At 68.3% G+C, this 24578-nt stretch carries 18 protein-coding genes; 12 read left to right on the top strand and 6 right to left on the bottom strand.

Annotation, left to right across the window (positions count from 1 at the left end; translation table 11 throughout):
* Nucleotides 1-167 precede the first annotated feature (167 nt).
* Complete coding sequence (locus NWF34_RS20880; RefSeq protein WP_081712392.1) at nucleotides 168-761, bottom strand: YqgE/AlgH family protein; 594 nt, start codon at nucleotides 759-761, stop codon at nucleotides 168-170.
* A gap of 167 nt (nucleotides 762-928) precedes the next feature.
* On the opposite strand from NWF34_RS20880, the gene NWF34_RS20875 reads away from it, so the two are divergent.
* Entirely contained in the window at nucleotides 929-2260 is a 1332-nt protein-coding gene (locus NWF34_RS20875; RefSeq protein WP_024497956.1) for an MFS transporter, read from the top strand.
* Here the strand turns inward: NWF34_RS20875 and NWF34_RS20870 are convergent.
* Complete coding sequence (locus NWF34_RS20870) at nucleotides 2241-2792, bottom strand: hypothetical protein (protein ID WP_024497955.1); 552 nt, start codon at nucleotides 2790-2792, stop codon at nucleotides 2241-2243. The genes NWF34_RS20875 and NWF34_RS20870 overlap by 20 nt on opposite strands.
* Nucleotides 2793-2896: 104 nt before the next feature.
* Between NWF34_RS20870 and NWF34_RS20865 the strand changes: the two genes are divergently transcribed.
* The 3 genes from NWF34_RS20865 to NWF34_RS20855 are packed head-to-tail and all read left to right on the top strand — an operon-like array spanning nucleotide 2897 to nucleotide 7874.
* Nucleotides 2897-3988, top strand: a complete 1092-nt coding sequence (locus tag NWF34_RS20865) for an aminotransferase class V-fold PLP-dependent enzyme (RefSeq protein ID WP_006438696.1) — start codon at nucleotides 2897-2899, stop codon at nucleotides 3986-3988.
* Nucleotides 3989-4025: 37 nt separating this feature from the next.
* Nucleotides 4026-4688: a TetR/AcrR family transcriptional regulator gene (locus NWF34_RS20860; protein ID WP_024497954.1), complete on the top strand. Its 663-nt coding sequence runs from the start codon at nucleotides 4026-4028 to the stop codon at nucleotides 4686-4688.
* A gap of 60 nt (nucleotides 4689-4748) precedes the next feature.
* The gene (locus tag NWF34_RS20855) at nucleotides 4749-7874 is read left to right on the top strand and encodes an RND family transporter (RefSeq protein ID WP_248664844.1); all 3126 of its coding nucleotides are present in this window, start codon (nucleotides 4749-4751) and stop codon (nucleotides 7872-7874) included.
* On the opposite strand, the gene NWF34_RS20850 is transcribed toward NWF34_RS20855, so the two are convergent.
* Nucleotides 7861-9393 carry a glycerol-3-phosphate dehydrogenase/oxidase gene (locus NWF34_RS20850; protein ID WP_024497953.1) on the bottom strand — a complete coding sequence of 511 codons (1533 nt, stop codon included), beginning with the start codon at nucleotides 9391-9393 and terminating at the stop codon, nucleotides 7861-7863. The genes NWF34_RS20855 and NWF34_RS20850 overlap by 14 nt on opposite strands.
* A 13-nt stretch (nucleotides 9394-9406) precedes the next feature.
* Nucleotides 9407-9988: a TetR/AcrR family transcriptional regulator gene (locus tag NWF34_RS20845; RefSeq protein ID WP_024497952.1), complete on the bottom strand. Its 582-nt coding sequence runs from the start codon at nucleotides 9986-9988 to the stop codon at nucleotides 9407-9409.
* Between the two features lie 48 nt (nucleotides 9989-10036).
* Here NWF34_RS20845 and NWF34_RS20840 point away from each other — a divergent pair, with 48 nt between their 5' ends.
* Nucleotides 10037-10963 (top strand): diacylglycerol kinase family protein, encoded by a 927-nt coding sequence (locus NWF34_RS20840; RefSeq protein WP_024497951.1) that lies wholly within the window; start codon nucleotides 10037-10039, stop codon nucleotides 10961-10963.
* A 68-nt stretch (nucleotides 10964-11031) separates the two neighbouring features.
* Here NWF34_RS20840 and NWF34_RS20835 read toward each other — a convergent pair whose 3' ends face one another.
* On the bottom strand, nucleotides 11032-12474 hold the full coding sequence (locus NWF34_RS20835) for a CCA tRNA nucleotidyltransferase (protein ID WP_024497950.1): 1443 nt from the start codon (nucleotides 12472-12474) through the stop codon (nucleotides 11032-11034).
* A 227-nt stretch (nucleotides 12475-12701) separates the two neighbouring features.
* On the opposite strand from NWF34_RS20835, the gene NWF34_RS20830 reads away from it, so the two are divergent.
* The 3 genes from NWF34_RS20830 to NWF34_RS20820 all read left to right on the top strand — a co-directional run bounded on the left by NWF34_RS20830 (nucleotide 12702) and on the right by NWF34_RS20820 (nucleotide 20600).
* A complete protein-coding gene (locus NWF34_RS20830) occupies nucleotides 12702-13898 on the top strand; it encodes an NUDIX hydrolase (protein ID WP_024497949.1) in 1197 nt (398 codons plus the stop codon).
* Nucleotides 13891-16632: a DUF6049 family protein gene (locus NWF34_RS20825; RefSeq protein ID WP_375295696.1), complete on the top strand. Its 2742-nt coding sequence runs from the start codon at nucleotides 13891-13893 to the stop codon at nucleotides 16630-16632. The genes NWF34_RS20830 and NWF34_RS20825 overlap by 8 nt, the downstream gene beginning before the upstream one ends.
* 341 nt (nucleotides 16633-16973) lie before the next feature.
* Nucleotides 16974-20600 (top strand): murein biosynthesis integral membrane protein MurJ, encoded by a 3627-nt coding sequence (locus tag NWF34_RS20820; protein WP_024497947.1) that lies wholly within the window; start codon nucleotides 16974-16976, stop codon nucleotides 20598-20600.
* On the opposite strand, the gene NWF34_RS20815 is transcribed toward NWF34_RS20820, so the two are convergent.
* Complete coding sequence (locus tag NWF34_RS20815; protein ID WP_096274866.1) at nucleotides 20584-21531, bottom strand: sterol desaturase family protein; 948 nt, start codon at nucleotides 21529-21531, stop codon at nucleotides 20584-20586. The genes NWF34_RS20820 and NWF34_RS20815 overlap by 17 nt on opposite strands.
* Nucleotides 21532-21661: 130 nt before the next feature.
* Here NWF34_RS20815 and NWF34_RS20810 point away from each other — a divergent pair, with 130 nt between their 5' ends.
* From NWF34_RS20810 to NWF34_RS20795, 4 genes are all read left to right on the top strand, one after another.
* Nucleotides 21662-22444 carry a TetR/AcrR family transcriptional regulator gene (locus tag NWF34_RS20810; RefSeq protein WP_024497946.1) on the top strand — a complete coding sequence of 261 codons (783 nt, stop codon included), beginning with the start codon at nucleotides 21662-21664 and terminating at the stop codon, nucleotides 22442-22444.
* A gap of 110 nt (nucleotides 22445-22554) precedes the next feature.
* Nucleotides 22555-23415 (top strand): SH3-like domain-containing protein, encoded by an 861-nt coding sequence (locus tag NWF34_RS20805; RefSeq protein ID WP_035760296.1) that lies wholly within the window; start codon nucleotides 22555-22557, stop codon nucleotides 23413-23415.
* Nucleotides 23412-24140: a thiocyanate hydrolase subunit gamma gene (gene scnC / locus NWF34_RS20800; RefSeq protein WP_024497943.1), complete on the top strand. Its 729-nt coding sequence runs from the start codon at nucleotides 23412-23414 to the stop codon at nucleotides 24138-24140. Before NWF34_RS20805 ends, scnC begins: the two co-directional genes overlap by 4 nt.
* A 2-nt stretch (nucleotides 24141-24142) precedes the next feature.
* Nucleotides 24143-24505, top strand: a complete 363-nt coding sequence (locus NWF34_RS20795; RefSeq protein WP_024497942.1) for an SH3-like domain-containing protein — start codon at nucleotides 24143-24145, stop codon at nucleotides 24503-24505.
* Nucleotides 24506-24578: the final 73 nt, after the last annotated feature.

The raw sequence follows: 24578 nt of genomic DNA, 5'->3' as shown, positions 1-24578 counted from the left end.
AGGAGCGGGGGTCAGTTGAGGTCGATGGGATGCGTCGCGAGGAGCGGGGGTCAGTTGAGGTCGATGGGATGCGTCGCGAGGAGCGGGGGTCAGTTGAGGTCGATGGGATGCGTCGCGAGGAGCGGGGGTCAGTTGAGGTCGATGGGATGCGTCGCGAGGAACGGGGGTCAGTTGAGGCTGAGGTCGATGGGGTGAGTCGCGAGGAGCGGCAGCGGCCAGGGCTGCCGGCGGAGGATGTCGAACCAGACGTCGGTTGCGGGCGGGGCCAGCAGGTCGCGGGGGAGTGCCGAGGCGAGCATCCAGCTGAACTGGTCGAGTTCGTCGTCGAGCTGACCGATACCCCATCCGCTGTAGCCGGCGAAGATGCGCACGCCTTCGAGCACCTCGGCGAGCGGTTCCGGGTCGGCGTCGAGATCGACGAGCACGACGCGGCCGTCGACCGGGCGCAGAGCGGGATGGTCCTCGACGTCGTGACCGTGCTTCATGACGCCCAGGCACAGTGCCGCGTCCTGGTTGACCGGACCGCCGACGTAGAGCGCGCGCGGGGACGCCGCGATGTCCGTCCACTGGGGCAGCAGATTGTGCACCGCGGTCTGGCTCATGCGGTTGAGGATCACGCCGAGACTGCCGGCCTCGTTGTGCTCGATGACATAGATGACCGTGCGCGCGAAGGTCGGCTCGATGAGATCGGTCGACGCGATGAGTGCGGTTCCGGGCCGGACGCGATGGGTGGGATCTGCATCCCACGGGACCCCCGGCATGCGGCCACCGCCACCGCTGCCCGCCGAAGGATCCCCGGAGCGGAATTCCGGTGTGGGATCCTCTGCGTCGTCACCGCCCGCCACTCAGCCATCATCGCACGTCCGTCGAGTCCCGAACACGCCACAGTCGACGGACCCGCAACCCGTCGGTGAGTACGCTTGAACAAGTGAACAGCACCGAGGTGAGCCGCCGCCGAGGCTGGTCGGTGTTCATCGATTCGCTCCGTCATTCACCAGGCCTGGGACGGTTGCTGTTCGTCCGTCTCTCCAGCCAAGTCACCGACGGGATCTTCCAGGCCGCACTCGTCGGAAGCATCCTCTTCAACCCCGAACGCCACGCGGATCCGCTCGCCGTCGCCGGGGGTCTCGCGGTGCTGTTGTTGCCGTATTCGCTCATCGGACCGTTCGCGGGAGCACTGCTCGACCACTGGGATCGACGCAATGTGCTGCTGTACGCGAACCTGTTGCGCGGCGCGATCATCGGACTCGTCGCGATCGCGGTCGCCTCCGGGGCCCCCGATGTCGTGGTGCTGATCTCGGCGCTCGCCGCCACCGGCGCGAGCCGGTTCGTGGCCGCCGGCCTGTCCGCCGGACTCCCGCACGTCGCCCGGCGCGAGGTGATCGTGGCGACCAATGCGCTGTTCACCACCCTCGGTGGCGCGATGCTGAGCGTCGGGCTCGGGATCACGCTGGGTCTGCGCGCGATCTTCGGCGACGACAATTCGGGCAGTGCACTCACCATGCTGGCAGGCATCGCACTCGCCGTCGTGTCCGGCGGTCTGGCCCACCGATTCCGACCGCTGCAGCTGGGTCCCGACGTACCCGACGATCCGGGCAGGTCGGCGTTCCACGCGGTGTCGGTAGGTCTGTGGCACGGCGCCCGGGCGGTCGCGCACCACAAGACCGTTGCGGCCGCACTCACGGCCATCGGCGCCCACCGGCTCGTGTTCGGCATGAACACGCTCATGATCCTGGTGCTGACGCGGCAGATGGGACCCGGAGACGGGCTCGACCGCGTCAGCCTCGTCATCGGATTCACCGGAGCCGGTGCCCTCCTCGCCGCGGTGGTCACCCCGATCGCGGTGGCCCGCGTCGGGCGGTACCCGACGCTGATGTGCGCGCTGGCCATCGGGGCGATCGCCGAGGTCACGGTCCTCGGATTCCACTTCGCGGTGATCTGTGGGTCGGCGTTCGTGCTGGGGTTGATCGGTCAGGTCGCCAAGTTGTGCGGCGATGTCGCGATGCAGGTCGACGTCGGCGACGCGGTGCGAGGTCAGGTGTTCTCGGTGCAGGACGCGGTGTTCAACATCGCCTACGTCGGCGCGGTCACCGTGGCGGCCGTGGCGATCCCCGTCGACGGTCATGCCACCGTGCTCGTCGTCCTCGGCGTGGCGCTGTACCTCCTGGGCATGGTGGCGGTACGTGCCCTGTACAACCGCGCCGTGGCGGTCGGTGAGCCGACGGCCGGCCCACAGGCCCTCACCGACCCCGCCGCGTGAACCGCGGATCGCGCCTGTCATAGGCGGCGTCGGCGACCCCGTCCCCGTTCAGATCCACCACCACCGTGTCGGTCGTGCCGTCGCCGTCGGCGTCGACGTACAGGCGCTCGGCCACGACCCGACCGCCCCTCTCCGCCCCCACCAGTTCGGCATCGGCGTCTCCGTCCGCGTCCAGGTCGAGTCTCAGGAGGCGTGACCCGTCGGGTTCACCCGAGGTGTGGTCCTCGGGCGCCGGGTCGTGGGGAGCACCGGCACCCAGGGCGTCACGGGCAACGGCCCGGTCCCACAGACCCGCGCCGGAATCGCGGTAGAACGCGTCGGGCACGTCATCGTCATCGGTGTCGAGCGCGGCCGCGTCGGCGATGCCGTCGGCGTCGGTGTCCCACATCGCGTCGTCGCGCCGACCGTCACCGTCGAAATCGAGTCGGACCGCGTCGGGCCCGGCATCGCCGAGAGTGGTGTCTGCAGGAGTGGACCAGCGCGTCGTCGAACCGTCGCCGGGCCCGAAGAGATACTCGATCACCGGGTCCATGCGTTGTTGGACGCAAGCACCACCCCGCCCGGTTCCATCGATCGCATGCCACATCACACCCGGCGTGTGACCGAGACCGTCCGTACCCGGTAGGTTGAGGCCCTATGTACGTCAGCGACCTCGGCGAGCAATGGCATGCAGCGCGGCTGAAACCAGCCCTCGCGCATCTCGACTCCGCCTCCGCCGGCCGATCGTCGTACGCGGTGATCGGTGCGATGACCGCGCACCTGTGGCGTGAGACCGAGCGCGGTTCCTACGTCGCCGCCGACGATCGCGCCGAGGAAATCGCCCGCGACACACGCAATCTCGCCGCACTGCTCGGGCACACGGCGGACGAGATCATCTTCCGCGAGAGCGCCCGTGCAGCACTGCGCGCACTGCTCACCAACTGGAGTCTCCCCGTCACCTCGACGGTCTGGGTGGCCAAGAACGAGTTCGGCCCCAACCTCGAGGAGTTCGAGCGTCGGGGTTACGCCGTGCACACCATGCCCGACGGCGACGTGTACGGCCACATCGACACCGATGCGCTCGAGAACATGCTGCAGTTCGAGCAGCCCGACTTCATCCACGTCTGCCACATCGGGTCGATGTCCGGCGCGGTGCAGCCGGTTGCGCGGATCGTCGAACTCGCCCACCGAGCCGGCGTGCCCGTGGTCGTCGACATGGCCCAGTCGGTCGGTCACGTCCCCACCGTGACCGGCGCCGATGTCGTCTACGGCACCAGCCGCAAGTGGCTGACCGGCCCGCGCGGCGTCGGTTTCGTCGCGGTACGCCGAGACTCGTTGCGGCCGGTCGAGATCGACGGATCAGATGCCTTCATCGCCGGCCGTCTCGGGCTCGGGATCGCGGTCCGCGAACTCCTGGACATCGGACAACAACGGGTCTTTCGTGAGCTGGCGACGATCGGCAAGGCCACCCGCGAGCGGCTGCACGGCATCGCCAGCTGGGAGGTCCTCGAACCCCTCGACGAGCCGTCGGCGATCGTGACCCTGGCGCCGCCCCCCGGTTGGCAGTTCGACGACGTTGCCGCCGCGCGGGACAAGTTGCTCTCCCTCGGCATCCTGGTCACCGCGGCCGACGCCTGGCGGGCCCCGCTGGCAACCGAGACGCCCGTCCTCCGGCTGAGCCCACACCTCGACGTTCAGCGAGAAGACCTCGACCGTCTCGCAGATGCGTTGCGCACCATGGGTTATTGACAGATCGATCAGCCTCTCAGGGATCCAGGACGGCCACGTGAAATCCGACGAAGACGGCGCTCCGCGCCGCAGCGACGACATGTCCGAACCGAGAGACGACCTGGGTGACGACGAAGATCCGCGTCGAGTGCGTTCCCGCACACGACTCGTCGACGCGGCGGTGTCGTTGCTGAAGAGCGGTGGAGTCGAAGCGGTCACCGTGAACGCCGTCAGCCGTGCGTCCAAGGTCGCGCGAACCACCCTGTACCGGCATTTCGGCACCACTGGCGATCTGCTCGCGGCGGCCTTCGACCGTCTGCTTCCCGACGCGATCGAACCCACGGAACTCACCGGCTCGTTACGAGACCAGCTCGTCGAACTGATGCATCAGAACGCCGCGCTCGCCGACAGCGCGCCGATGCACACGACCGTGCTGGCCTGGCTGGCCATCAGCACCGACTCGCCGGAGCACACCACCGATCGCGAACGCCGACTGGCCGAGTTGCGAGAGCGGGTCATCGCCCAATATCGCGCACCACTCGACCACTTCCTCGACAGCGACATCGCACAGGCCGAGCTCGGGGACGTCGACCACGACCTGGCTGTCCTGCAACTCGCCGGTCCTCTGGTCTTCGCCCGCCTTTCCGGAATATTGACCCTGACCGCAGCCGATCGTGAGCGGATCGTCGACGACTTCCTCGCGGCCCACCGGAAGTCCTGATTTCCCGCGCCACAACCCCCTTCGCAAGTTTCGATACATCCTGTAGCGTTGCGATCCAGTATGTATCGGATCGGGGAGGTCGTCGTGGACGCTGTCAGCAAGACCGATCACGTGCCGCCCCCGACCGGCGGGCGGCAGCCGAAACCGCAGCGACGTGGCGAGTACAGCCCGACCCTGGAACGGCTCGCTCGGTTCACACTGCGACACAAGCTCGCCGTGGTCGGGGCGTGGATCGCGACCGCGGCTGCGCTCGCGATCCTGTTCCCGCAGCTGGAGGCAGTCGTCCGAGAGCAGTCGCTCGATCCGCTACCTCGCGACGTGGCGTCCTTCCAATCGCTGGACCGGATGGGGGAGGCCTTCGACGAGAAGGGCGCGACCAACTCTGTCTTCGTCACCATGGAGAACCCGGCAGGACTGTCCGAAACCGTCCGGGATCGCTACGAGACGATGGTCGACCGGCTACGTTCCGATTCCGAGCACGTGCTGTCGGTCCGTGACCTCGTCGGTGATCCCCAGACTGCGCGTCAGGCCACCAGCGCGGACGGGCAAGCGTGGTACCTGCCGGTCGGTGTCGCCGGAACAATCGGCGGCACCACCTCCACCCTGGCGATCGAAGCGGTTCGGGAGATCGCGCGGGACGCGTTCGACGGCACCGGAACGTCGGTGCACGTTACCGGACCGCCCGCCACCTTCAGCGACCAGATCACCACCGCCGAAGCCGATCTGACCGTCATCACCCTGGCGACGATCGCGCTGATCGTGACGATCCTGCTGATCGTCTACCGCTCGGTGTTCACCGCGCTTCTCCCGCTCATCGTCGTCGGCATGAGCCTCGCGGTGGGCCGAGGACTGTTGTCGTGGTTCGGCCAGTCGGGTTTCCCGCTGTCCCAGTTCACCATTGCGTTCATGACGGCGATCCTGCTCGGCGCGGGGGTGGACTACTCGGTCTTCTTCATCAGCAGATTCCACGAGAGACTCCGACAGGGCATGGATCCCGACGATGCCATCGTCGACGCCGCCGCCTCGATCGGACGAGTCATCCTCGCCTCGGCGGCGACTGTCGCCCTGGCGTTCCTCGCGATGCTTCTCGCGAAATTGAGTGCGTTCGCGTCGGTCGGTCCCGCCTGCGCGGTCGCGGTCGTCGTGGGGTTCGCCGCAACGGTGACCTTGTTGCCGCCTCTGCTGTCCACGGCAGCGCGCCGCGGCATCGGTCTGCCCCGCACCGAACTCACCAGGAAGTACTGGAACAGGGTGGGCGTCTTGGTGATTCGTCACCCGGGCCCGCTCTTCGCCGTCAGCATGGTCACGCTCCTCGCGCTGAGCGCTGTGGCCGCGACCATGCAGGTCACCTACGACGACCGCACCGGTCAGCCCACCGGATCCGACAGCAACCTCGGCTACGCGTTGCTGGACAGCCACTTTCCGCGAGATACCGTGATCGCGGAGTTCCTCCTGATCCAGTCACCTCGGGACATGCGCACCGCACGCGGACTCGCCGACCTGGAGCAGATGGCGACGCGAGTCGCGCAGATGCCCGGGGTCACCAGAGTCGTCGGGATAACCCGACCGACCGGCACCCGTCTCGAACAGGCCGAGTTGCCCTGGCAGAACGCTCGAATCGGCGACGAGGTGCAGAAGTCCGTCGATGCCGGCACTTCCCGACGTGGCCAGTTGGAGACCCTCGCAGGCGGGGCCGACCAACTTGCGGACGCTCTGGCACTCCTCGATCGGCAGATCAGCGAGGGCCTCGCACCGCTCGCGCCGTTACTGACCCAGGTGCAGTCCACGGGTTCGGCTCTGGCACAGTACGAACCGATGTTGTCGGTGCTGGGAGACAACGCACCTGCGATCGACAACCTGATGCGTACGAGCAACTCGCTACGGCCGGCAGCGGAAAGCGTCGACAACGCGATCACCGCACTCGCGCCTGTGGTGCCCCAATTGGACACGCCCTGGTGCGACGCGGTGCCGACGTGTGTCCAGCTCCGCACCCGGGCACGCGATCTGGTGCGCACACACCGCAGCGGGCTCTTCACCGAGATGGCCCGGCTCGGCGACGATCTTCAGTCCGCAGACACCCCGGTATCCGAGGTGGTCGGCCGATTGCAGAGTGCGGCAAAGTCATTGAACCAGACGGTGGGTTCGATCCCGGCCGACCTGTCCGGACAGCTGACACAGTTGCAGAGCGGAGTACATCAGCTGGCCGAGGGGGCCGGACTCCTCGCCGACGGGGTACGATCCCTCGTCGACTCGAATCTCGACATGCTCGGGGGCATGTCACAGCTCGCCACCCAGCTACGCGCAGCCTCACGAGACGTCGGCAGCACCGATTCGGCCGTCGGCTTCTACCTACCGTCGAACGCCTTCGATGACGACCGATTTGCCTATGCTGCACAGCAGTTCGTCTCTCCGGACGGCAAGACCGTCCGGTTCATCGTGCAGACATCCAGCGATCCCTACTCGGCCGACGCGATGCGCCTCAGCGACGGGATCCGGGGCGTCGCCGAAAGTGCGTTGCCCAACACCACTCTCGACGCCGCCGAGGTCTCCATGGCGGGCTTCCCGGCGATCAACTCCGACCTCCAGGAGTTGATGACCAGGGACTTCTGGGTTCTGGCCCTTGCGACGCTCCTCATCGTCGGACTGATCCTGATGGCCCTGCTCCGCGCAATCGTGGCACCGCTCTACCTGTTGATGACCGTAGTACTCAACTACGCCGCAACACTCGGAGTGGGAGTCGTGTTCTTCCAGTACATCCTGGGCGAATCCATCCACTGGACGGTTCCCCTGCTGGCCTTCATCGTCCTCGTCGCCGTCGGCGCCGACTACAACATGCTCCTGGTCTCACGACTGCGGGAGGAGTCGATCACGAGCACCAGGGTCAGTGTGCTGCGCACCATCGTCAAGACCGGATCCGTGATCACCTCGGCCGGGATCATCTTCGCGGGCAGCATGTTCGGGCTCATGGCCGGGTCGGTGTCCACGCTGGTGCAGGCGGGCTTCATCATCGGAATGGGTCTCCTGCTGGACACGTTCGTCGTCCGGACAATCGTCGTCCCCCTCATCGCGGCGAGGCTCGGCACCGTGAACTGGTGGCCGAGAAAACCCCACCAGCGCGCGCCACACCGCCGACAGGCGACCTCGCTGGTCGGAGCGACGCCGGCCGGCGATGTCAGGCGAGTGTGACGCCCACGATCGTCTCGATCTCGGGCCGGGCCAGGTCCGCGTCGCGCCGGACCAACCCGATCCGCGTCCGCCTGTGCAGGACGTCGTCGACGTCGACGGCACCCTCGTGCGTGACCGCGAACTCGATCTCGGCGCGGGTGACGTCGATACCGGGCGCGACCGGCTCCAGCGGTCGGTCGACGGTGGCCGACTCGACTACCGTCGGCGCCTCCCCGCCGAAGCGCGCCACCAGCGACGGTGGGAGTCCCGACTCACGCGGGGCGCGCAGAGCTCCGACCAGCGCAGTCGTGGTGGTGACACACTCACCCGCGGTCAGTTCGGTGGTGGCCAGGGCGGCGTCGACCGCATCCTCGGCCATCCGGCGGTAGGTGGTGAGTTTGCCCCCGAGCACGGTCACCAAGCCGTCGCCGCGCACTCGGACGTGGTGCCGGCGGGAGACGTCCGCGAGGCCTTCCGATGCCACGCCATCGGCGGTCCCGCGCTCGTCGATGAGCGGCCGCAGACCGGCGAACACGCCGGTGATGTCGGAGCGATCGAGGGGCCGTGTCAGTGCCGGGCTGATCGCGTCGAGCAGGAAGTCGATCTCGGCGTCGTCCGGGGTGGGGACATCCGGGATCGGGCCCGGGGCAGCGACATCGGTGATACCGATGTAGACGCGACCCAACTGGGCGGGCAGAGCGAAGACGTACCGGGACAACGAATTTCCCACCGGTACGGTCAGCGCGGCGGTCGGGTTGCCCAAGGTCGCCGCGTCGACGACGAGATGTGTTCCGCGGCTGGGTTGCACGGCGATCGAGTCGTCGACCGATCCGGACCACACCCCGGTGGCGTTCACCACCATCCGTGCGCCGACGTCGAAGCTCTCCCCCGAGAGGAGATCGGTGAGCGTGGCACCCCGACCGTCGACCCGATCGGCTCGGGTGTGCGTGCAGATCAACGCGCCGTACGCGGCCGCGGTGCGCGCCACGGCGACGACGAGCCTTGCGTCGTCGATCAACTGGCCGTCGGTGGTCGACACACCGCCGCGGAGTCCGGCCGGCGACAGGGTCGGGCACCGCCCGAGGGTCTCCATGACCGACATCCGCGACGGCGGCGGCAACAGCGAGCTCGACGTTCCCGCAGTGCGGCGCAACAGATCTCCCGCACGCATACCGGCGCGGAGAATCGAGGTCTGGCGCTCGCCACGATCGGGAAGGATCTGCCGAAGCGGCGAGATCAGGTGTGGGGCAATCGACGTCATCAAATGGTGTCGCTCGACGGCACTCTCCCGGGCGATTCGCACGTCACCTTTCGCGAGGTACCGGAGTCCGCCGTGGACGAGTTTGCTGCTCCACCGCGAGGTGCCGGACGCGAGGTCACCTTGCTCGACGAGGGCGACACGGAGACCACGGGTGGCGGCGTCGAGCGCGACACCGACACCGGTGATCCCGCCGCCGACGACGAGGAGGTCGACCGGTTCGGCGGTCGACGCCAGCGACTCGAGAGCCCGTCGGCGGGTTCGCACGGACAACGTGGCCATCAGAACGACACCCTCACGGCATTGGTCGCAGGTAGCCGACGACCACGCTGTGGAGTTCGGTACCCCATCCCTCGGCCAGGATGTCCGACACCAGCGCGCCCGACTGTAGGAAACCCTGCGCGATCAGCAGCACCATCGACGCCATCCGCTTGGCGTCGCCGGCGCGTACCTGTTTGCGACCCTGGCCGTGCGCGAGCATGTCCGCCAGCAGGGCCAGCATCCCTTGCTGACTGGTGCCGAGACGTTCGAACACATAGGGCGCCATGAAGTCGCGCTGTTCACGCCACAGCGACGAGATGAGCTCGCTGTCGCGCAACGCCCCGACCACCGTCACCACCTGGTCGGCCAGTGCGTCGAGGTCCTCGGGCTCACCGCGCTCGCCGACCACGTCGTCGACGATGGTGAGAACCTCGCGGGTGAGCAGATCACGGATGATCTCGGTGATGTCGGACCAGCGCCGGTAGACAGTGGGACGACTCACCCCTGCTCGGCGGGCGACCTCGGAGACGGTCACCTTGCGACCGCCATTACGCAGCAGGCAGACCCTGGCCGCGTCCAGAACGAGATCCCCGATCTCCTCGTTACGGATTGACATGATGTGTAACACTGTAACGGATCACTCAATCGGCGGGGGGCCGACCAGATGACCATCGAACACGCCACGATCGTGGCCAGCCCATACGCGCGGCACGGAACCGGCATGCGCGTGGCCCATCACGCCGCCGACCTTCTTAGGGCTCAGGAGATCGAGGTCGAGGTCATCGTCGGTGAGGACATGGCCGACGCCGCCGACCTCGCCGGAAAGGCCGCCCGGGGTGACACCGACGTCCTGGCCGTCGCGGGCGGGGACGGCACGATCCGGCTCGCGGTGGAGGCCAGCATCGGCTCGGGCAAACCCCTTGCCGTCATCCCCGCCGGCAGCGGCAACGACTTCGCCCGCAATCTCGGCATCCCGCTCGACACCGCCGAGGCCGTCAAGGTGATTCTCGGCGGCCACCGGCAGCCCGTCGACCTGGGCCGCGTCAGCTTCCCCGACGGCCGGACCGCGCTGTTCGCCACGGTCGCCGCCACCGGTTTCGACGCGGCGGTGACCGCACGCGCCATCGACATGCGCTGGCCCCGCGGACAGGCGCGCTACACGATCGCCGCGCTGCTCGAACTCATCGCCCTGCGGTCACGGCACTATCAGGTCCGTGTCGACGACGAGACCGTCGAGGCCGACCTCATCTTCGCCGCCATCGGGAACACCACGTCGTACGGCGGCGGGATGCGGATCACCCCGACGGCATCGGTGTCCGACGGACTGCTCGACGTCACGCTTGCCAAGAACCCGCCGCGCCTGGCCCGACCGACGCTCGCCGGCGTCTTCCCGAAGGTGTTCACCGGCAAGCACGTCGATCACCCCCTGGTCCAGACGATGCGCGGCTCAGAGGTCGAGCTGTACTGCGATCCACCCGCACTGGTGTCCGTCGACGGCGATCTCGTCGGGGAACTGCCCGCCGTGTTCGAGGCGGTCCCGCACGCGGTCGAGGTGTTCACGCCGGCGGCGCAGCATCACTCCGGGAGCTGACACCCACTTCTCGCCGCGCCCAACTTCTGTCCGCGCCTACTTCTCTCCGCGCCTACTTCTCCCCGCGCCTACTTCTCTCCGCGCGACGCCCACCACTCCCGTAGAGCCTGCTCGGCCTCCTCGTGGCTCAGCGGCCCCCGATCGAGGCGGAGTTCCTTCAGATGCCGCCAGGCCTGCCCGACGATCGGGCCGGGCGGCACGCCCAGCATCTCCATGATCGCGTTGCCGTCGAGGTCGGGACGAACCTTCTCGAGATCCTCCGCCGCCTTGAGCGCTGCGATCCGCTGTTCGAGGTTGTCGTAGTTCTGCTGCAGCCGGCGGGCGCGGCGCTTGTTCCGCGTGGTGCAGTCGGCTCGCACCAGCTTGTTGAGCCGGTCGAGCAGGGGACCGGCGTCGTTGACATAGCGCCGCACCGCGGAATCGGTCCAGGCACCGTCGCCGTATCCGTGGAACCGCAGGTGCAGGAACACCAGGTCCGCGACGTCGGCGACGACAGCCTTCGGATACTTCAGCGCTCTCATCCGCTTGCGCACCATCTTGGCTCCGACCACCTCGTGGTGATGGAAGCTCACCCCGCCGCCGGGTTCGTGGCGTCGAGTCGCGGGCTTGCCAATGTCGTGCAGCAGTGCCGCCCAGCGCAGGACCAGGTCGGGATCGCCCTCCTCGAGGTCGATCGCCTGCTTCAGGACGGTCAGCGAATGCTGGTAGACGTCCTTGTGCTGGTGGTGCTCGTCGATGGTGAGCTTCATCCCGGGGATCTCCGGCATCACCCGTTCCGCCAGGCCCGTCTCGACCATCGCGCCGATCGCGTCCAGCGGGAACTCACCGCAGATGAGCTTGTCCAGCTCGGCGCGGATACGTTCGGCGGTGATGCGTTCGATCTCTCCGTTCATCTCGGTGATGGCCTGCCACACGCGCGGCGCGAGCCGGAATCCGAGCTGGGAGATGAAGCGGACAGCACGCAGCATCCGCAGCGGATCGTCGCCGAAGGACTGTTCGGGTGTCGCCGGGGTGTCGATGACACCGGCCAGCAACGCGGTCATCCCGTCGAGCGGATCGCAGAAGTCCTCGGCGCCCCGGGCGCCGATCCGCACGGCCATCGCGTTGACGGTGAAGTCGCGGCGGACGAGATCGTCTTCGAGGGTCTCGCCGAAGGTGACCTCCGGGTTGCGGCTGACCTGGTCGTAGGTGTCGGCGCGGAACGTGGTGATCTCGATCTGGTGGTCGCCCTTGCGGACGCCGACCGTGCCGAACTCGATCCCGACGTCCCAGAACGCGTCCGCCCACCCCTTGAGGAGACGGGACACCTGTTCGGGACGCGCGTCGGTGGTGAAGTCCAGATCGTTGCCGAGGCGGCCCAGCACGGCGTCGCGCACCGAGCCGCCGACCAGGTACAACTCGTGACCTGCCGACGCGAACAGCTCACCGAGAGGAACCAGGACGTCGTCGAGCTCCCGGAGGGCTATCGCCGCCGCGGCCATCAGCCGCACCTTGCGGTCCGGATCCGACACCGTCGGCCGTACATCCGACGGAGAAGAGTCATTCACGGCTTGCCACCCTACCGTCGTCACCCGCGGCATCGACGCCGTGGAGGAGGCCGGCCCACGGCCGGGTCGTGGTCACCTGTCGGTATCCGTCGTACACCGTGTCCGTGGGTTCCGTGGCCGGGCGTCCACATCCTTCTCGCACTACGAGGCGTCCGGGCAAACTGCAGGTGACATGCCGCTAGCATCGTGGAGTGTCCACCGATTCCTCGACCAACCCTTCAGACGTCAGCGACGTCTCGTCGGGTTCGCGTGGGGACGGCGCCGGACAGGCAGGTCAGAACCAATCCGGCCAGGGACGTCGTACCCGCCGTGGCCGGCGCCGTCGAGGACGGCGCAAGGGCGAGGGTCGCGGAACCGCGACTGCGCACAACAGCGGTGGTCACGCCGCCGCCGGACACAAGCAGTCCGGTTCCAAGCAGAGCGGGCCGACGCCGAACGGCCACAAACCCGGCACCCACAAACAGCACAATCCGGCCACACCACCGGCGCCGACGACCGGCCGGCCCACGCCGAACGATCTCGTCCGCGCCCGGACCGCCGATCCCGCATGCCCCGACCCCGTCGAGGCCGAGTCGGTGGAGAAGCTGCCCGTCGACCCCGACCGCGCACGTCCCCGGGTGACCCCACCCAAGCCCTCGGACATGGCCACGGTCACGGCGACCATCACCACCAAGGGCCTGACGCAGGCGACCGGAAAGACCGGCAAGGGTCGACGCCGCTCCGCGCGGGCCGATCGCACCGCCGACCGGACCGCCGATCGCACGAACACCGACAAGCTACGGACCGTCCGGGAGACCTCGGCCGGCGGACTCGTCATCTCCGATCTCGGGCTGCCCATCGACGAGTTGTCCGCCGCACTGATCGGGCGGGTGGATCGTCGCGGCCGGATGATGTGGTCACTGCCCAAGGGGCACATCGAGACGGGCGAGACCGCCGAGCAGACCGCCATCCGGGAGGTCGAGGAGGAGACCGGGATCCAGGGCACGGTCGTCGCACCGCTCGGCAAGATCGACTACTGGTTCGTGAGCGAGGGTCGTCGCATCCACAAGACCGTGCACCACTACCTGCTGCGCTGTGTCGGTGGTGAATTGTCCGACGCCGACTACGAAGTCAGCGAGGTGGCGTGGGTGCCGTTGCACGAGTTGCCGCGTCGCCTCACGTACTCTGACGAGCGACGACTCGCCCGGATGGCCCGCGGTGTGATCGCCGATCTCGCCGCCGACCCGACCCGGCTCGCCCAGTCCGAGGCCGACAGCATTCGCACCGAACCAAACGCCTATGAGAAAGCCGCCGCAGCGCGCAATCAGCGCCGCAACGAGCCCCCGCCCGCGGCTCGTCCGCGCCGGCGCCGACGCCGTCCCCGACGGCCCGCGGCCGGCGATGGCTGACCCGCGTCAGTTGCCTGCCCGGTCCGGTCCGTTCCCCCGACTCTCTCGCCGCGGACCCGAGCGACGTCACGATGGTCGCGGCGGGATCCTCCTACCCCGGCGGGTGCAGATCGTGACCGCGTTGGCAGCGGTGCTGGGGATCGTCGCACTGCTGTCCCTGCCGGGCGTCGCAGCACCGGCTTCCGCCGTGCCCGAGACGAATGCCACCGGGTCGGCCGCCGCACAGCAGTCGTCGCCGCGGTTCGCGCGCATCGTCATCGACTCGATGACCCCGTCGATCATCACCACCACCAGCCGTCCGGTGGTGACGGTGAGTGGTCGCGTCGACAACATCGGCGACCGCTCGATCAGCAACCTGTCCATCCGACTCGAGCGCGGTGATGCGGTCGCCACTGCGTCGGGACTGCGCACCGAGCTCGCCGATGACGACCCCGCGGTCGCCGTCGCGGGCCCGTTCGAGGCGCTCAGCGAGTCCCTCGCACCGGGGGAGAGCGTCGGCTTCCGGATGTCCATGGCGCTGTCCGCCGGCTCCGGGCCGGACGGCCAGGGGCTCGGGATCTCCGAGACCGGCGTCTACCCGATGCAGGTCAACGTGAACGGCACCCCCGACTACGGCAACGCGGCGCAGGTCGCGGGATCGCGAATGCTGCTGCCGGTCCTCTCGTTGCCGCCCGACGAGATCCGCGCCCGCGACTACGTCGACCCGACTACCGACGACACGGGATCGCCGGCCGTCCCCGGCCTGGGACCCGACGGTTCCATCTCCGCCGACCTCGCCAGACCGGCCCGGATGACCCTGCTCTGGCCGCTGGCCGCACCGCCACAGCTCGCCCCCGGAGTCCTCGGCGGCAACAGCGAACCCGTCCGTCTCATCAGCGAGGACATGGCCCGCTCCCTCGACACCGGTGGCCGACTGAACGAACTGCTCACGGCACTCCAGAAGGTGGTCGGGGAACCACCGCGGGAGGAGTCCGGCCCGCCCTCGTCCGAGCCGGCCGCCGCGGATTCGTCGGAACCGACGCCCGCCGCGATGCCCGGTTCGGAGAAGCTCGCCGACAGCATGTGCCTGGCCATCGACCCCGACCTCCTGGTGACCGTCCGCGCCATGTCCCTGGGCTACGAGGTGTCGACCAACCCCGCCGACCCGACCTCGGCCACCCGCCCGGGCAACGGTTCGGACGTCGCGCAACGCTGGCTCGACGCGTTGCGCTGGACCGCGAGCCGGATGTGCGTGGTGGCCCTGCCGTTCGCCCAGGCCGACCTCACCTCGCTCAGCCGGATCGGAATCCCGGGACTCACCGAGGCCGCACTGCGTGGTCCCGCCGACATCATCGACGTGATCCTGGACGTCCGGAGCGTGCGTGGACTGTCGGTGCCCGCTCTCGGCGCGATCGACGACGCCGGTGCCGACGCCCTCGCGCAGGCCGAGATGACGTCGACCGCCTTGGCGTCGAACTCCGTCGTCCCGACCGGCCGCCGCGACGACACCGGTCGGTACCGCGTCGGACGCCTCACCGCTCAGACCTTCGACGCACCGATCACGGCCTCGCTCGCCGCGATCGGCACCGCGCCGCGCACGCCCGCCCTCACACCCGATTCACAGCAGGTGGATCTCACCGACGAATCGGCCGGTAGCCGGCGCCAGAGCGCTCTCGCCGCACTGGCCTATCCGGCGATCGCGGCGCCGCAACCGGATTCGGGAGAGGACGGTTCCGCGCCCCGCAATCCGGTGGTGGGCCGATCAGCGTTCCTCGTCCCGCCGACCTACTGGTCCCCGACGGTCGCCGATTCGGATGCGTTGTTCGCGACCGCCCGCCTGCTGCTCGAGTCGGGTGCCGCGACCCCGACACCGTTGCCGACCCTCGTCCAGGAACTCGGCGCCACGACCGCCACCGGCCGCCTGACGAACCCGCCGGGTGTGGGACCGGTGGGCCGCCTCGGATCCGTGCTCACGACGCAGGCCACCGCCGCCATCCGGCGCAATGTCGAGGACAGCTGGCAGTTCGAGGGCGCGCTGGTCCGGTCGGCCGATGTCGCGGCGACCCCGGAGCGGTACATGTCGCCGCTGCATGAGGACCAGTTGCGCGCCATCAGGTCCCCCGACGGCGACGGATCCGCCGTCTACACGCATCTGCGCCGGCTCCAGGAGGAGCGCGTCGACGCCGTCGCGTCGACCCTGCACCGGCTCGGTCAGTCGGTGACGATCCTCGACCCCGGCGGCCGCTACACGCTGGCGTCCGAACGCAGCCCCGTCCTGCTGGCCGTCCGCAACGACCTCGCCCTGCCGGTCCGTGCCCGCCTGACCACGTCGGCACCCGAGGGGGTGGAGATCGGCGATCTCGGGGTGATCGAGATCCCGGCCCGCGGAACACGCCAGATCCAGCTCCCCACACGTGGGGAGACGTCCGAGGCGATCACCATCGACATCCGGCTGGCCACGGTGACCGGGGTGTCCCTCGGCCAGCCGATCACCCTTCGGGTGCACACAAACGCCTACGGCAAACCGTTGTTCTACATCACGATCGTCGCGGGCGTGGCGCTCGTGCTGCTGACCGCCCGCAGGTTGTGGCATCGATTCCGCGGTCAGCCCGACCCCGCCGACGCCGACCGTCCCGAACCCGACGAACTCGAGCGAATGCTGGCGGGAAGCGGGTATCAGGAGCGACGCCGTACCCTGCAAGGCGAGGGTCGGCCGCCCGGCGAGGAGCCGGCAGACCACCCGCACGACCCCTGATCGAGCACTACCCGAGGACGGCGAAACAGTACGTGAACTGGAACGATGTGCCGCGCGAACCGCGGCCGGGGACACCCGGTGCGGTGCCTCCCCAGCGTCCGGAACGCGCCGCTCCCCGCCGGATTCCGCCCGGCTCCGGGCCCGTACCGCCACCGCCCCGTCCCGGCCCCCCGGCGCCGCCACCGCACAACCCCGGTGCCCGGCACACCCCTGGCCCCGTACCCGGTGGTGTCCGTGTCGACGCCCCGCCGGCGGCTCGTCCCGGTCGGCTCGATGCCGCCGGATACCGCGAACGACACAGTGGCGAGACGGACGCTGTCCACACCGGCTCGTCGAAGAAGGTGACCGCCGGCGACGACGGGACGTCGTCGACCGGTCTGGCACGTGACTCCGACTCGAGCATCCTGCGGACTAGCGGCTCGATCGCGATCGCCACCCTCTTCAGTCGCATCACCGGCTTCTTGCGGACCGTGCTGATCCTGGCGATGCTGGGATCGGGCATCGCCTCGGCGTTCCAGGCCGCCGACGTGCTGCCGAACATGATCGCCGAGGTCGTGCTGGGCGCGGTGCTGACGGCCATCGTCATCCCGCTGCTCGCCCGCGCGGAGGCCGAGGATCCCGACGGGGGCCAGGGGTTCATCAACCGGATCTTCACGATCACGGTCGTCGTCCTCGGAACCGCGACCGTGCTCGCGGTCATCGCCGCGCCGCTGCTGACCTACCTCAACCTCGGTGACGGACAGGTCAACCGGGATCTGTCGACACATCTCGCCTACCTGCTGTTACCGGAGATCCTGTTCTACGGTCTCTCGGCTCTGTTCATCGCGATCCTCAACCTGCGCGGCCTGTTCAAACCCGGTGCGTGGGCGCCGGTGCTGAACAACGTCGTCCAGATCACGACGCTCGTCCTGTACGCCCTCGTACCGGGGGAGATCACGCTCAACCCGGTCCGGATGAGCGATCCGCAGCTGCTCGTCCTCGGCATCGGCTGCACCCTCGGCGTCGTACTCCAGGCGATGATCCTGGTGCCGTTCCTGCGCAAGGCGGGCGTGCACCTGCGACTGGAGTGGGGCATCGACGCGCGTCTGCGCCAGTTCGGCAACATGGCCGTGGCGATCGTCGCCTACGTCGCGCTGCTGCAGGTCGGTTTGATCGCGACCTACCGGATCGCCGCCTCCGCGCAGGCGTCGGGCGTCAGCATCTACTTCACCCACTGGCAGTTGCTGCAGCTGCCCTACGGCGTTCTCGGCGTCACCATCCTGACCGCGATCATGCCGCGACTGTCGCGCAACGCGGCCGCCGACGACACGAAGGCCGTGGTCGACGACCTGTCGCTGGCCACCAGGCTGACGATGGTCGCGCTGGTCCCCGTCGTGTCGTTCATGACCTTCTTCGGGCCGGCGATCGCGATCGCCGTGTTCAACTTCGGCCGGTTCGACGCCTCCGACGCCGCCCAGCTGGGTTCGGTGCTCGCCTGGGGCGCGTTCACGCTGATCCCGTACTCGATGACGCTCGTCCAGCTGCGCGTGTTCTATGCCCGCGAGGACGCCTGGACCCCGACGTTCATCGCCCTGGGCATCACGGTCGTCAAGGTCACGTCGTCGTACCTGGGTCCCGTCCTGTTCGACGACCCGTCGAACGTCGTGCGGTGGCTGGCCCTGTCCAACGGTCTCGGCTACCTCGTCGGCGCCGTCGTCGGACATTTCCTGCTGCGCAGCCGTCTGCACGGCGCCCGGCTGTCGAACGTCGCCCGCACCACGCTGGTCACCATCGCGGTCTCACTGAGCGTCTCGGCGGCGGTCTGGGCGATCGCGAAGATCTCCGGCCTCGACCATATGATCGGCTGGTTCGGCAAGGTCGGCTCGGTCCTGTATCTCATCCTGACCGCCGGTGTGGTGCTGACGGTCACCTACGCCGGCCTCGCCGCCGCGCGGGTGCCCGACGTGGTCGCGATCAGCAACGCGGTACGCCGTGTCCTCGGTCGGTTCATTCCGGCGCTCGCACCGCCGGCGGAGCCCGAACGTGAACAGTCCCCGGCGATCACAGTTCAGTTTCCGCGCGTCTCCGGAGACGAATCGCTCCCGTACTCTGGTCAGGTACAGGTGCTACGCCGCTTCGACAGGGGTACCGCGACGTGGCAGTCGTACTCCGTACATTCCGGTGGCGCGATCGGCGCGGGCCGGGGTGTGCGTCCCATCCCAGAGCGTGCACCGGTTCCGCGCGACATCAGATACCGGAGGAAAGGAGTCCGTCGCGTGAGTGACAGCGAGATCGACACGAGTGTGCCCACCGGGTCGCCCGTCGAATCCGGCCCCGGCGAACCGCAGGCTCCGCACGTACCCACTCACGCCAAGTCTCCCGACGCCCAGACTCCCGAGGCGGCCGGTGCCGCCGCACCGGGCGGTTCCACCCGTCCCCGCGGTCCACGACTGATCCCGGGCGCCGCGGTCGCCGGTGGACGCTACCGCCTGCTCGAACAGCACGGCGGCACCCGCGGCCTGCAGTTCTGGCGCGCCCAGGACATCAACCTCGACCGAGAGGTCGCGTTGACCTTCGTCGACGCCGACCAACTCGCACCGCCGCTCGAGCGCGGCCAGGCGGTCAAGACGACCGACCAGGGACCCCAGGCCGTCCTCTCACGCACCCTCCGGCTCGGACAGATCACCTCCGACGGGGTGGCGCGAGTCCTCGACGTGGTGCGTGGATCCTCCGGCGGGATCGTCGTCGCCGAGTGGGTGCCCGGATCGTCGCTGGCCGACGTCGCCCGGACCCAACCGTCGCCGATCGGCGCGGCGCGAGCCGTGCGTTCGCTGGCGGCCGCCGCCGAGATCGCGCATCGTTCCGGGGGTGCGCTGTCGATCGACCACCCCGATCGCATCCGTATCAGCCACGACGGCAACGCGGTTCTCGCTTTCCCGGGCACGCTCGCCGGGGACGACAAGGCCTCCGACGTCCGCGGCCTCGGTGCGGTGCTCTACGCACTGCTGCTGAACCGGTGGACACTCGATCCCGACAACGGGTCACGTCTGGTCACCACCGACGACGTCACCGAACCGATCGGCGGTATCCCGGTGGCCGCGCCGGGCGAGAACGGTCAGCCGCTGGAACCGCGGGCGGGCAAGCCCGACATCCCGTTCGAGATCTCGGCGGTCGCGGCGCGCGCGCTCGACGGAACCCGCGGGATCCGGACGGCTGCGACGGTCCAGCACGTCCTCGACCAGGCCACCGTCGTAGACCTCAACACCGACATGCTCCCCGCGATCACCGATGCCGACGCCCCGCCGCCGGTCACGGTCGCCTCACGTGTCGGCGGCACCGAGCACAAGCCGGGGAGAAAGAACATCGCGCTGCTCGTCGGTGCGGGACTCCTCGCGATCTTCGTGGTCATCGCGCTGATCGTGGGGGCCACCAACGTCTTCGGAAGTGGTGACGGCTCGAGCGACATCGATTCGATCCTGACCACGACGGAGCCGGCGACGCCGGGTGAACAGGCGCCGGGCGCAAAGGCGCCCACCGAGGCCCCGCCGGCCCAGGACATCCCGTTGCAGTCGGTGTCTGTGACCGACTTCTCGTCACAGCCGCCGGACAACTCGGCCAACGTCGGCAACGTCATCACCGGCGCCGCGCCGCCATGGGAGACCGACAACTATCGGGGGCGACCCGACTTCGGCGGTCTGAAGCAGGGCCTGGGCCTGATGTTCGACCTCGGCAGTGACCGGGCCGTGAAGTCGGTGACCATCGAGTCCCCGACCCCGGGTTTCGACGTGGAGGTCCGCACCTCGCCGAACGCGAAGCCCGCATTCGCCCGGACAACGCCGGTCGCCGCGGGGCGCGTCGACCAGAACCCGACGACGATCGAGATCGCGTCTCCGCAGGCCAGCCGCTACGTGATGGTATGGATCACCACCCTTCCCAGTGCGGCCGGCGGCTATCAGGCCGAGATCAGCCGCGTCACGATGGCGGGCTGACCGACTCGTTCGCGACGCTCGGCGCCGCGGCCTCGGCGGCCGGTCCATCCGTCTTCGGCGCCCACCCGGGCGGTCCGAAGATGTAGCCGAGGCGGGCACGCCAGCTCGTCGTCGACTTCACATCGCGGGCGATCGAGGCATACTCGTGCGTCTCGAGCTTCCAGATGTTGTAGGTGTCCACCGGTTTGGTGAGTCCGTAGCGCGGGCGGCGCACCTCCGGCGTGAAGGACCCGAACATCCGGTCCCAGATGATGAAGACGCCGCCGTAGTTGCGGTCGAGGTACTCGGGATCCCGTCCGTGATGCACCCGGTGATGCGACGGGGTGTTGAACACGTACTCGAACGGCGCCCACATCCTGTCGATGTGCTCGGTGTGGATCCAGAACTGGTAGATCAGGTTCAGCGAGTACGCGAAGAACACCAGGGCCGGTGGCACGCCGAGCAGTGGGAGCGGCAGCCACATCACGATCGCCGCGCTGATGTTCCACTTCTGACGAAGCGCCGTCGCGAAGTTGAAGTACTCGCTGGAGTGATGGGCCTGATGGGTGGCCCAGACGATGCGCACACGGTGCGACACGCGATGCACCCAGTAGTAGATGAAGTCCACACCCACGAAGGCGATGACCCATGAGTACCACTGGTTCATCGGTAGGTGCCAGGGTGCGACATAGGTGAACAGGGCGGTGTAGGCGATCAGCCCGAGGAGTTTCCAGAAGGCGCTGGTACCGATGGAGACGAGGCCCATGAGGACGCTCGCGCGCGCATCGCGTGTCTCGTATGCGCCCGGCCGAGGACCGCCCCCGTCATCATCGTGGCCGTCATCGTGCTCGAGCTTGGCCGCGGCGAACCACTCGATCGCGAGCATCGTCACGAAGAACGGGATCGCGAGGACAGTCGGCTCGCGCATCGGTTCCGGCAAGAACTCCAACACCGTGTACTCCCTAGAACACCATCTGACACGTCAGCATGTCAGTTTGATTCTGACAAGGTATCGTGTCAGAAGCTGCGCTGTAAAGAGCCGATCCGCCATTCGCGGGTCACGACGAGAGGAACGACGGATCGTGTCCACGTCCGCCACCGCGGGGCCCTCCGCCGCACCCATCGGGGGCCGACGCTACGGGGGAGCGGATCCGACCGAACGTCAGTCGCGCCGCCGCCGCGCGTTGATCAGCGCCGGACTCGACGTCTTCGGCAGCGAGGGCTACGCCAAGGCCTCGGTCAAGAGTGTCTGCGACCAGGCCGGCCTGACCCAGCGCTACTTCTACGAGTCGTTCACCGACCGTGCCGATCTGCTTGTCGCCGTCTACGACGACTGTGTCGACTTCGCGCGTACCGCGACTCTCGCCGCCGCGAGCCCGTTCCTGGACGCCGAAGCCGACGACACCGAAGCCGACGACACCGAAGCCGACGACACCGAGGACCGGCGAGAACCGAAAGAGGTTGCTCCAGCGAGGATTTCCGGATCAGGGATTGCCGGTGAACTCATCTCCGACGCCGCGCGTGCCACACTCCGGGCCTTCATGTCGGCACTGACCGACGACGAGCGGCGGGCGCGCGTCATGCTGGTCGAGGTCGTCGGCGTCTCGCCGGAGATCGAGCGCGTGCGGATGAGTGCGATCCACGGCTGGGCAGAGCTGATCCTGATGCTGGCGAGGGGGAGTCGTCCGCCCACCGCCCGCCAGCGGCTGGCCTCGGTCGGACTCGTCGGCGCGGTCACCCAGTTGATGGTCGACTGGTACGTTGCGGGACAATCGGATTCCGACATTCCCCGCGAACCCCTCGAAGACGTCCTCGACGTGTGCGTCGAACTCTTCGTCGCCGCGCACGATCGTCTGCTGAACTGACGTCACGATTCTCGTACTCCGCCAAAACGGCTCCATAAGACGTGCTCGGGGAGTAGATTTCGGACCATTCTGCTTCAAGCCGCGGGTCCGCTACTGCCGGGAGGCGACGGATGAGTACAGCAGAGGAGCGCGCGAGACAGCTGGATCTTGTTGCGCGCCTTAAATCTTCTTATCCGGAACTCCCGGACGCACCGACTCCCGATCTCCTCGATCACGCGCGTATCACCGCCTACCTGAAGCCGGTTCACGATGTCGGCGGAGAGCCCGATGCGCCGATCTTCTATGAGGGAAAGGCATATGAGCTGTGGGAGCACATGACCTACGTCATGTGTGAAGTGCTGGCGTGGCGCGGGATCTGGCTGTCCGAGGAGCGTCGGCGCATCGGCAACGTCGACGTCGGTCGTGCGGAATACCTCGGACTCCCGTACTACGGCCGCTGGCTCCTGGCGGTGGCGAGGGTCCTGGTCGAGAAGCATCACATCGCCCTGGGTGAGCTCTCCGAACGCATGCTCGAGGTGCAGGAACGTTATGCCGGGGGACTGGTCGGCAAGACCCTCGAGGCGCGACCCCGTGGTGCCGGCGACGGTTCCGACGTCCCCCGCAACACCCACCACCGCCACGCGGTCGGCGTCGGCGATCCGCAGATCTACGCCGGAACGGCCGGCGAGGCACGGTTCACCGTCGGGAATCGTGTCCTCGTGCGTGAACTACCGGTCGTCTTCTACACGCGCACACCGGAATACGTTCGGGGTGCCACCGGCGAGATCGCTGCCGTCGCCTACGAGAGCCCCGCACCGGAGGACGAGACGTGGGGTCTGTCCGACGCGCAACCCGAGTGGTTCTACGTCGTGGAGTTCCGGATGAGTGAGCTCTGGCACGGATACACCGGCCCCGACGACGACACCCTGCGAACCGAGATCCCGGAGAGGTGGCTGGCGCCGGCCGGTCGAGAGGAGGGCCAGGAACCATGAGCGACGCCCCCGGTGCGCACGTCCACGACCATGATCACGACCACGCGCGCACGGTCGCGCCGATGGTCGAGGAGGTCACCGATTTCGAGGTCCTTGAGATCGCTCTGCGTGAATTGTGCATCGAGAAGGGACTTTTCACCGCGGAGGAACACCGAAGGTTCACCGAGTTCGCCGAGCAGATAGGTCCGACGCCGGCGGCGACCCTGGTCGCCCGGGCGTGGGTGGAACCGGATTTTCGAGAGTTGGCCCTCGCCGAACCCATGACCGCGAGCAAGGAGGTCGGCGTCGACTGGCTGGAACCCACCGGTTTCGGAACGCCCAGTGATTTCACCGCGTTCTCGATTCTGGCCGACACGCCGACGCTTCATCACGTGATCGTGTGCGCGTTGTGTTCGTGCTATCCGCGACCGATTCTCGGCAATTCGCCCGAGTGGTATCGCACGCCGAACTACCGGCGTCGGATGGTTAGGTGGCCGCGACAGGTGTTGTCGGAGTTCGGTCTCCAACTACCGGACAACGTGTCGGTGCGGGTCCAGGACTCCAACCAGAAGCACCGGTTCATGGTGATGCCGCAACGTCCGGCCGGAACCGAGGACTGGACCCGAGACCAGCTGGCCGAGATCATCACGCGGGACTGTCTGATAGGGGTGGCGCTCCCGAAGCCGGGCGTCACCACCAACGCGGTCACCACGGTGCGGCCCGCCGTCCACCCAGCAGGAGAGTGACGATGTCGACGCGGGCCGAAACCGGAGATGTCCACCCGTCCCTCGCCGAGGTCGTCGAACGCGACCAGGTGTGGCCACGAATGGCCGCCAGGTACGGGGTCGCCAATCTCGTTCCGCCGTGGAAGACCAGCCTCGACGGTCTCTGCGATGCGCTCGACCGCGCCGCCGACAACGGCTGCGCGGCACCCGGGACCGTGGAGCGCCGGGACGAGGAGGACCGGTTGGCGGCGACCACCTATGCCGACCTTCCCTATCCGGAGAATCAACTCGTCGCCCTGGCCCACACGCTGCTCGACCGCGGGGTGATCGACGAAGGCGAACTCGCCGAACGGATGGCCGCGGTCCGGGCGCGACTGGAGGCGTGAGGCCGCGGACAAACCGGCTGTCCACAATGGGATCATCCTTGTAGACAACCGCCTCACCACTGCGTCGTGTGTT

It is taken from the genome of Gordonia sp. GONU, assembly GCF_024733855.1.
GTDB lineage: Bacteria > Actinomycetota > Actinomycetes > Mycobacteriales > Mycobacteriaceae > Gordonia > Gordonia amicalis.
This window is presented reverse-complemented; position numbering and strand designations above follow the sequence as displayed.

Coding starts and splice junctions, on each gene's coding strand:
- NWF34_RS20880 (WP_081712392.1), bottom strand. CDS start 761: ATGCCGGGGGTCCCGTGGGATGCAGATCCCACCCATCGCGTCCGGCCC.
- NWF34_RS20870 (WP_024497955.1), bottom strand. CDS start 2,792: ATGGACCCGGTGATCGAGTATCTCTTCGGGCCCGGCGACGGTTCGACG.
- NWF34_RS20865 (WP_006438696.1), top strand. CDS start 2,897: ATGTACGTCAGCGACCTCGGCGAGCAATGGCATGCAGCGCGGCTGAAA.
- NWF34_RS20855 (WP_248664844.1), top strand. CDS start 4,749: ATGTATCGGATCGGGGAGGTCGTCGTGGACGCTGTCAGCAAGACCGAT.
- NWF34_RS20850 (WP_024497953.1), bottom strand. CDS start 9,393: ATGGCCACGTTGTCCGTGCGAACCCGCCGACGGGCTCTCGAGTCGCTG.
- NWF34_RS20845 (WP_024497952.1), bottom strand. CDS start 9,988: ATGTCAATCCGTAACGAGGAGATCGGGGATCTCGTTCTGGACGCGGCC.
- NWF34_RS20840 (WP_024497951.1), top strand. CDS start 10,037: ATGACCATCGAACACGCCACGATCGTGGCCAGCCCATACGCGCGGCAC.
- NWF34_RS20825 (WP_375295696.1), top strand. CDS start 13,891: ATGGCTGACCCGCGTCAGTTGCCTGCCCGGTCCGGTCCGTTCCCCCGA.
- NWF34_RS20805 (WP_035760296.1), top strand. CDS start 22,555: ATGAGTACAGCAGAGGAGCGCGCGAGACAGCTGGATCTTGTTGCGCGC.
- scnC (WP_024497943.1), top strand. CDS start 23,412: ATGAGCGACGCCCCCGGTGCGCACGTCCACGACCATGATCACGACCAC.
- NWF34_RS20795 (WP_024497942.1), top strand. CDS start 24,143: ATGTCGACGCGGGCCGAAACCGGAGATGTCCACCCGTCCCTCGCCGAG.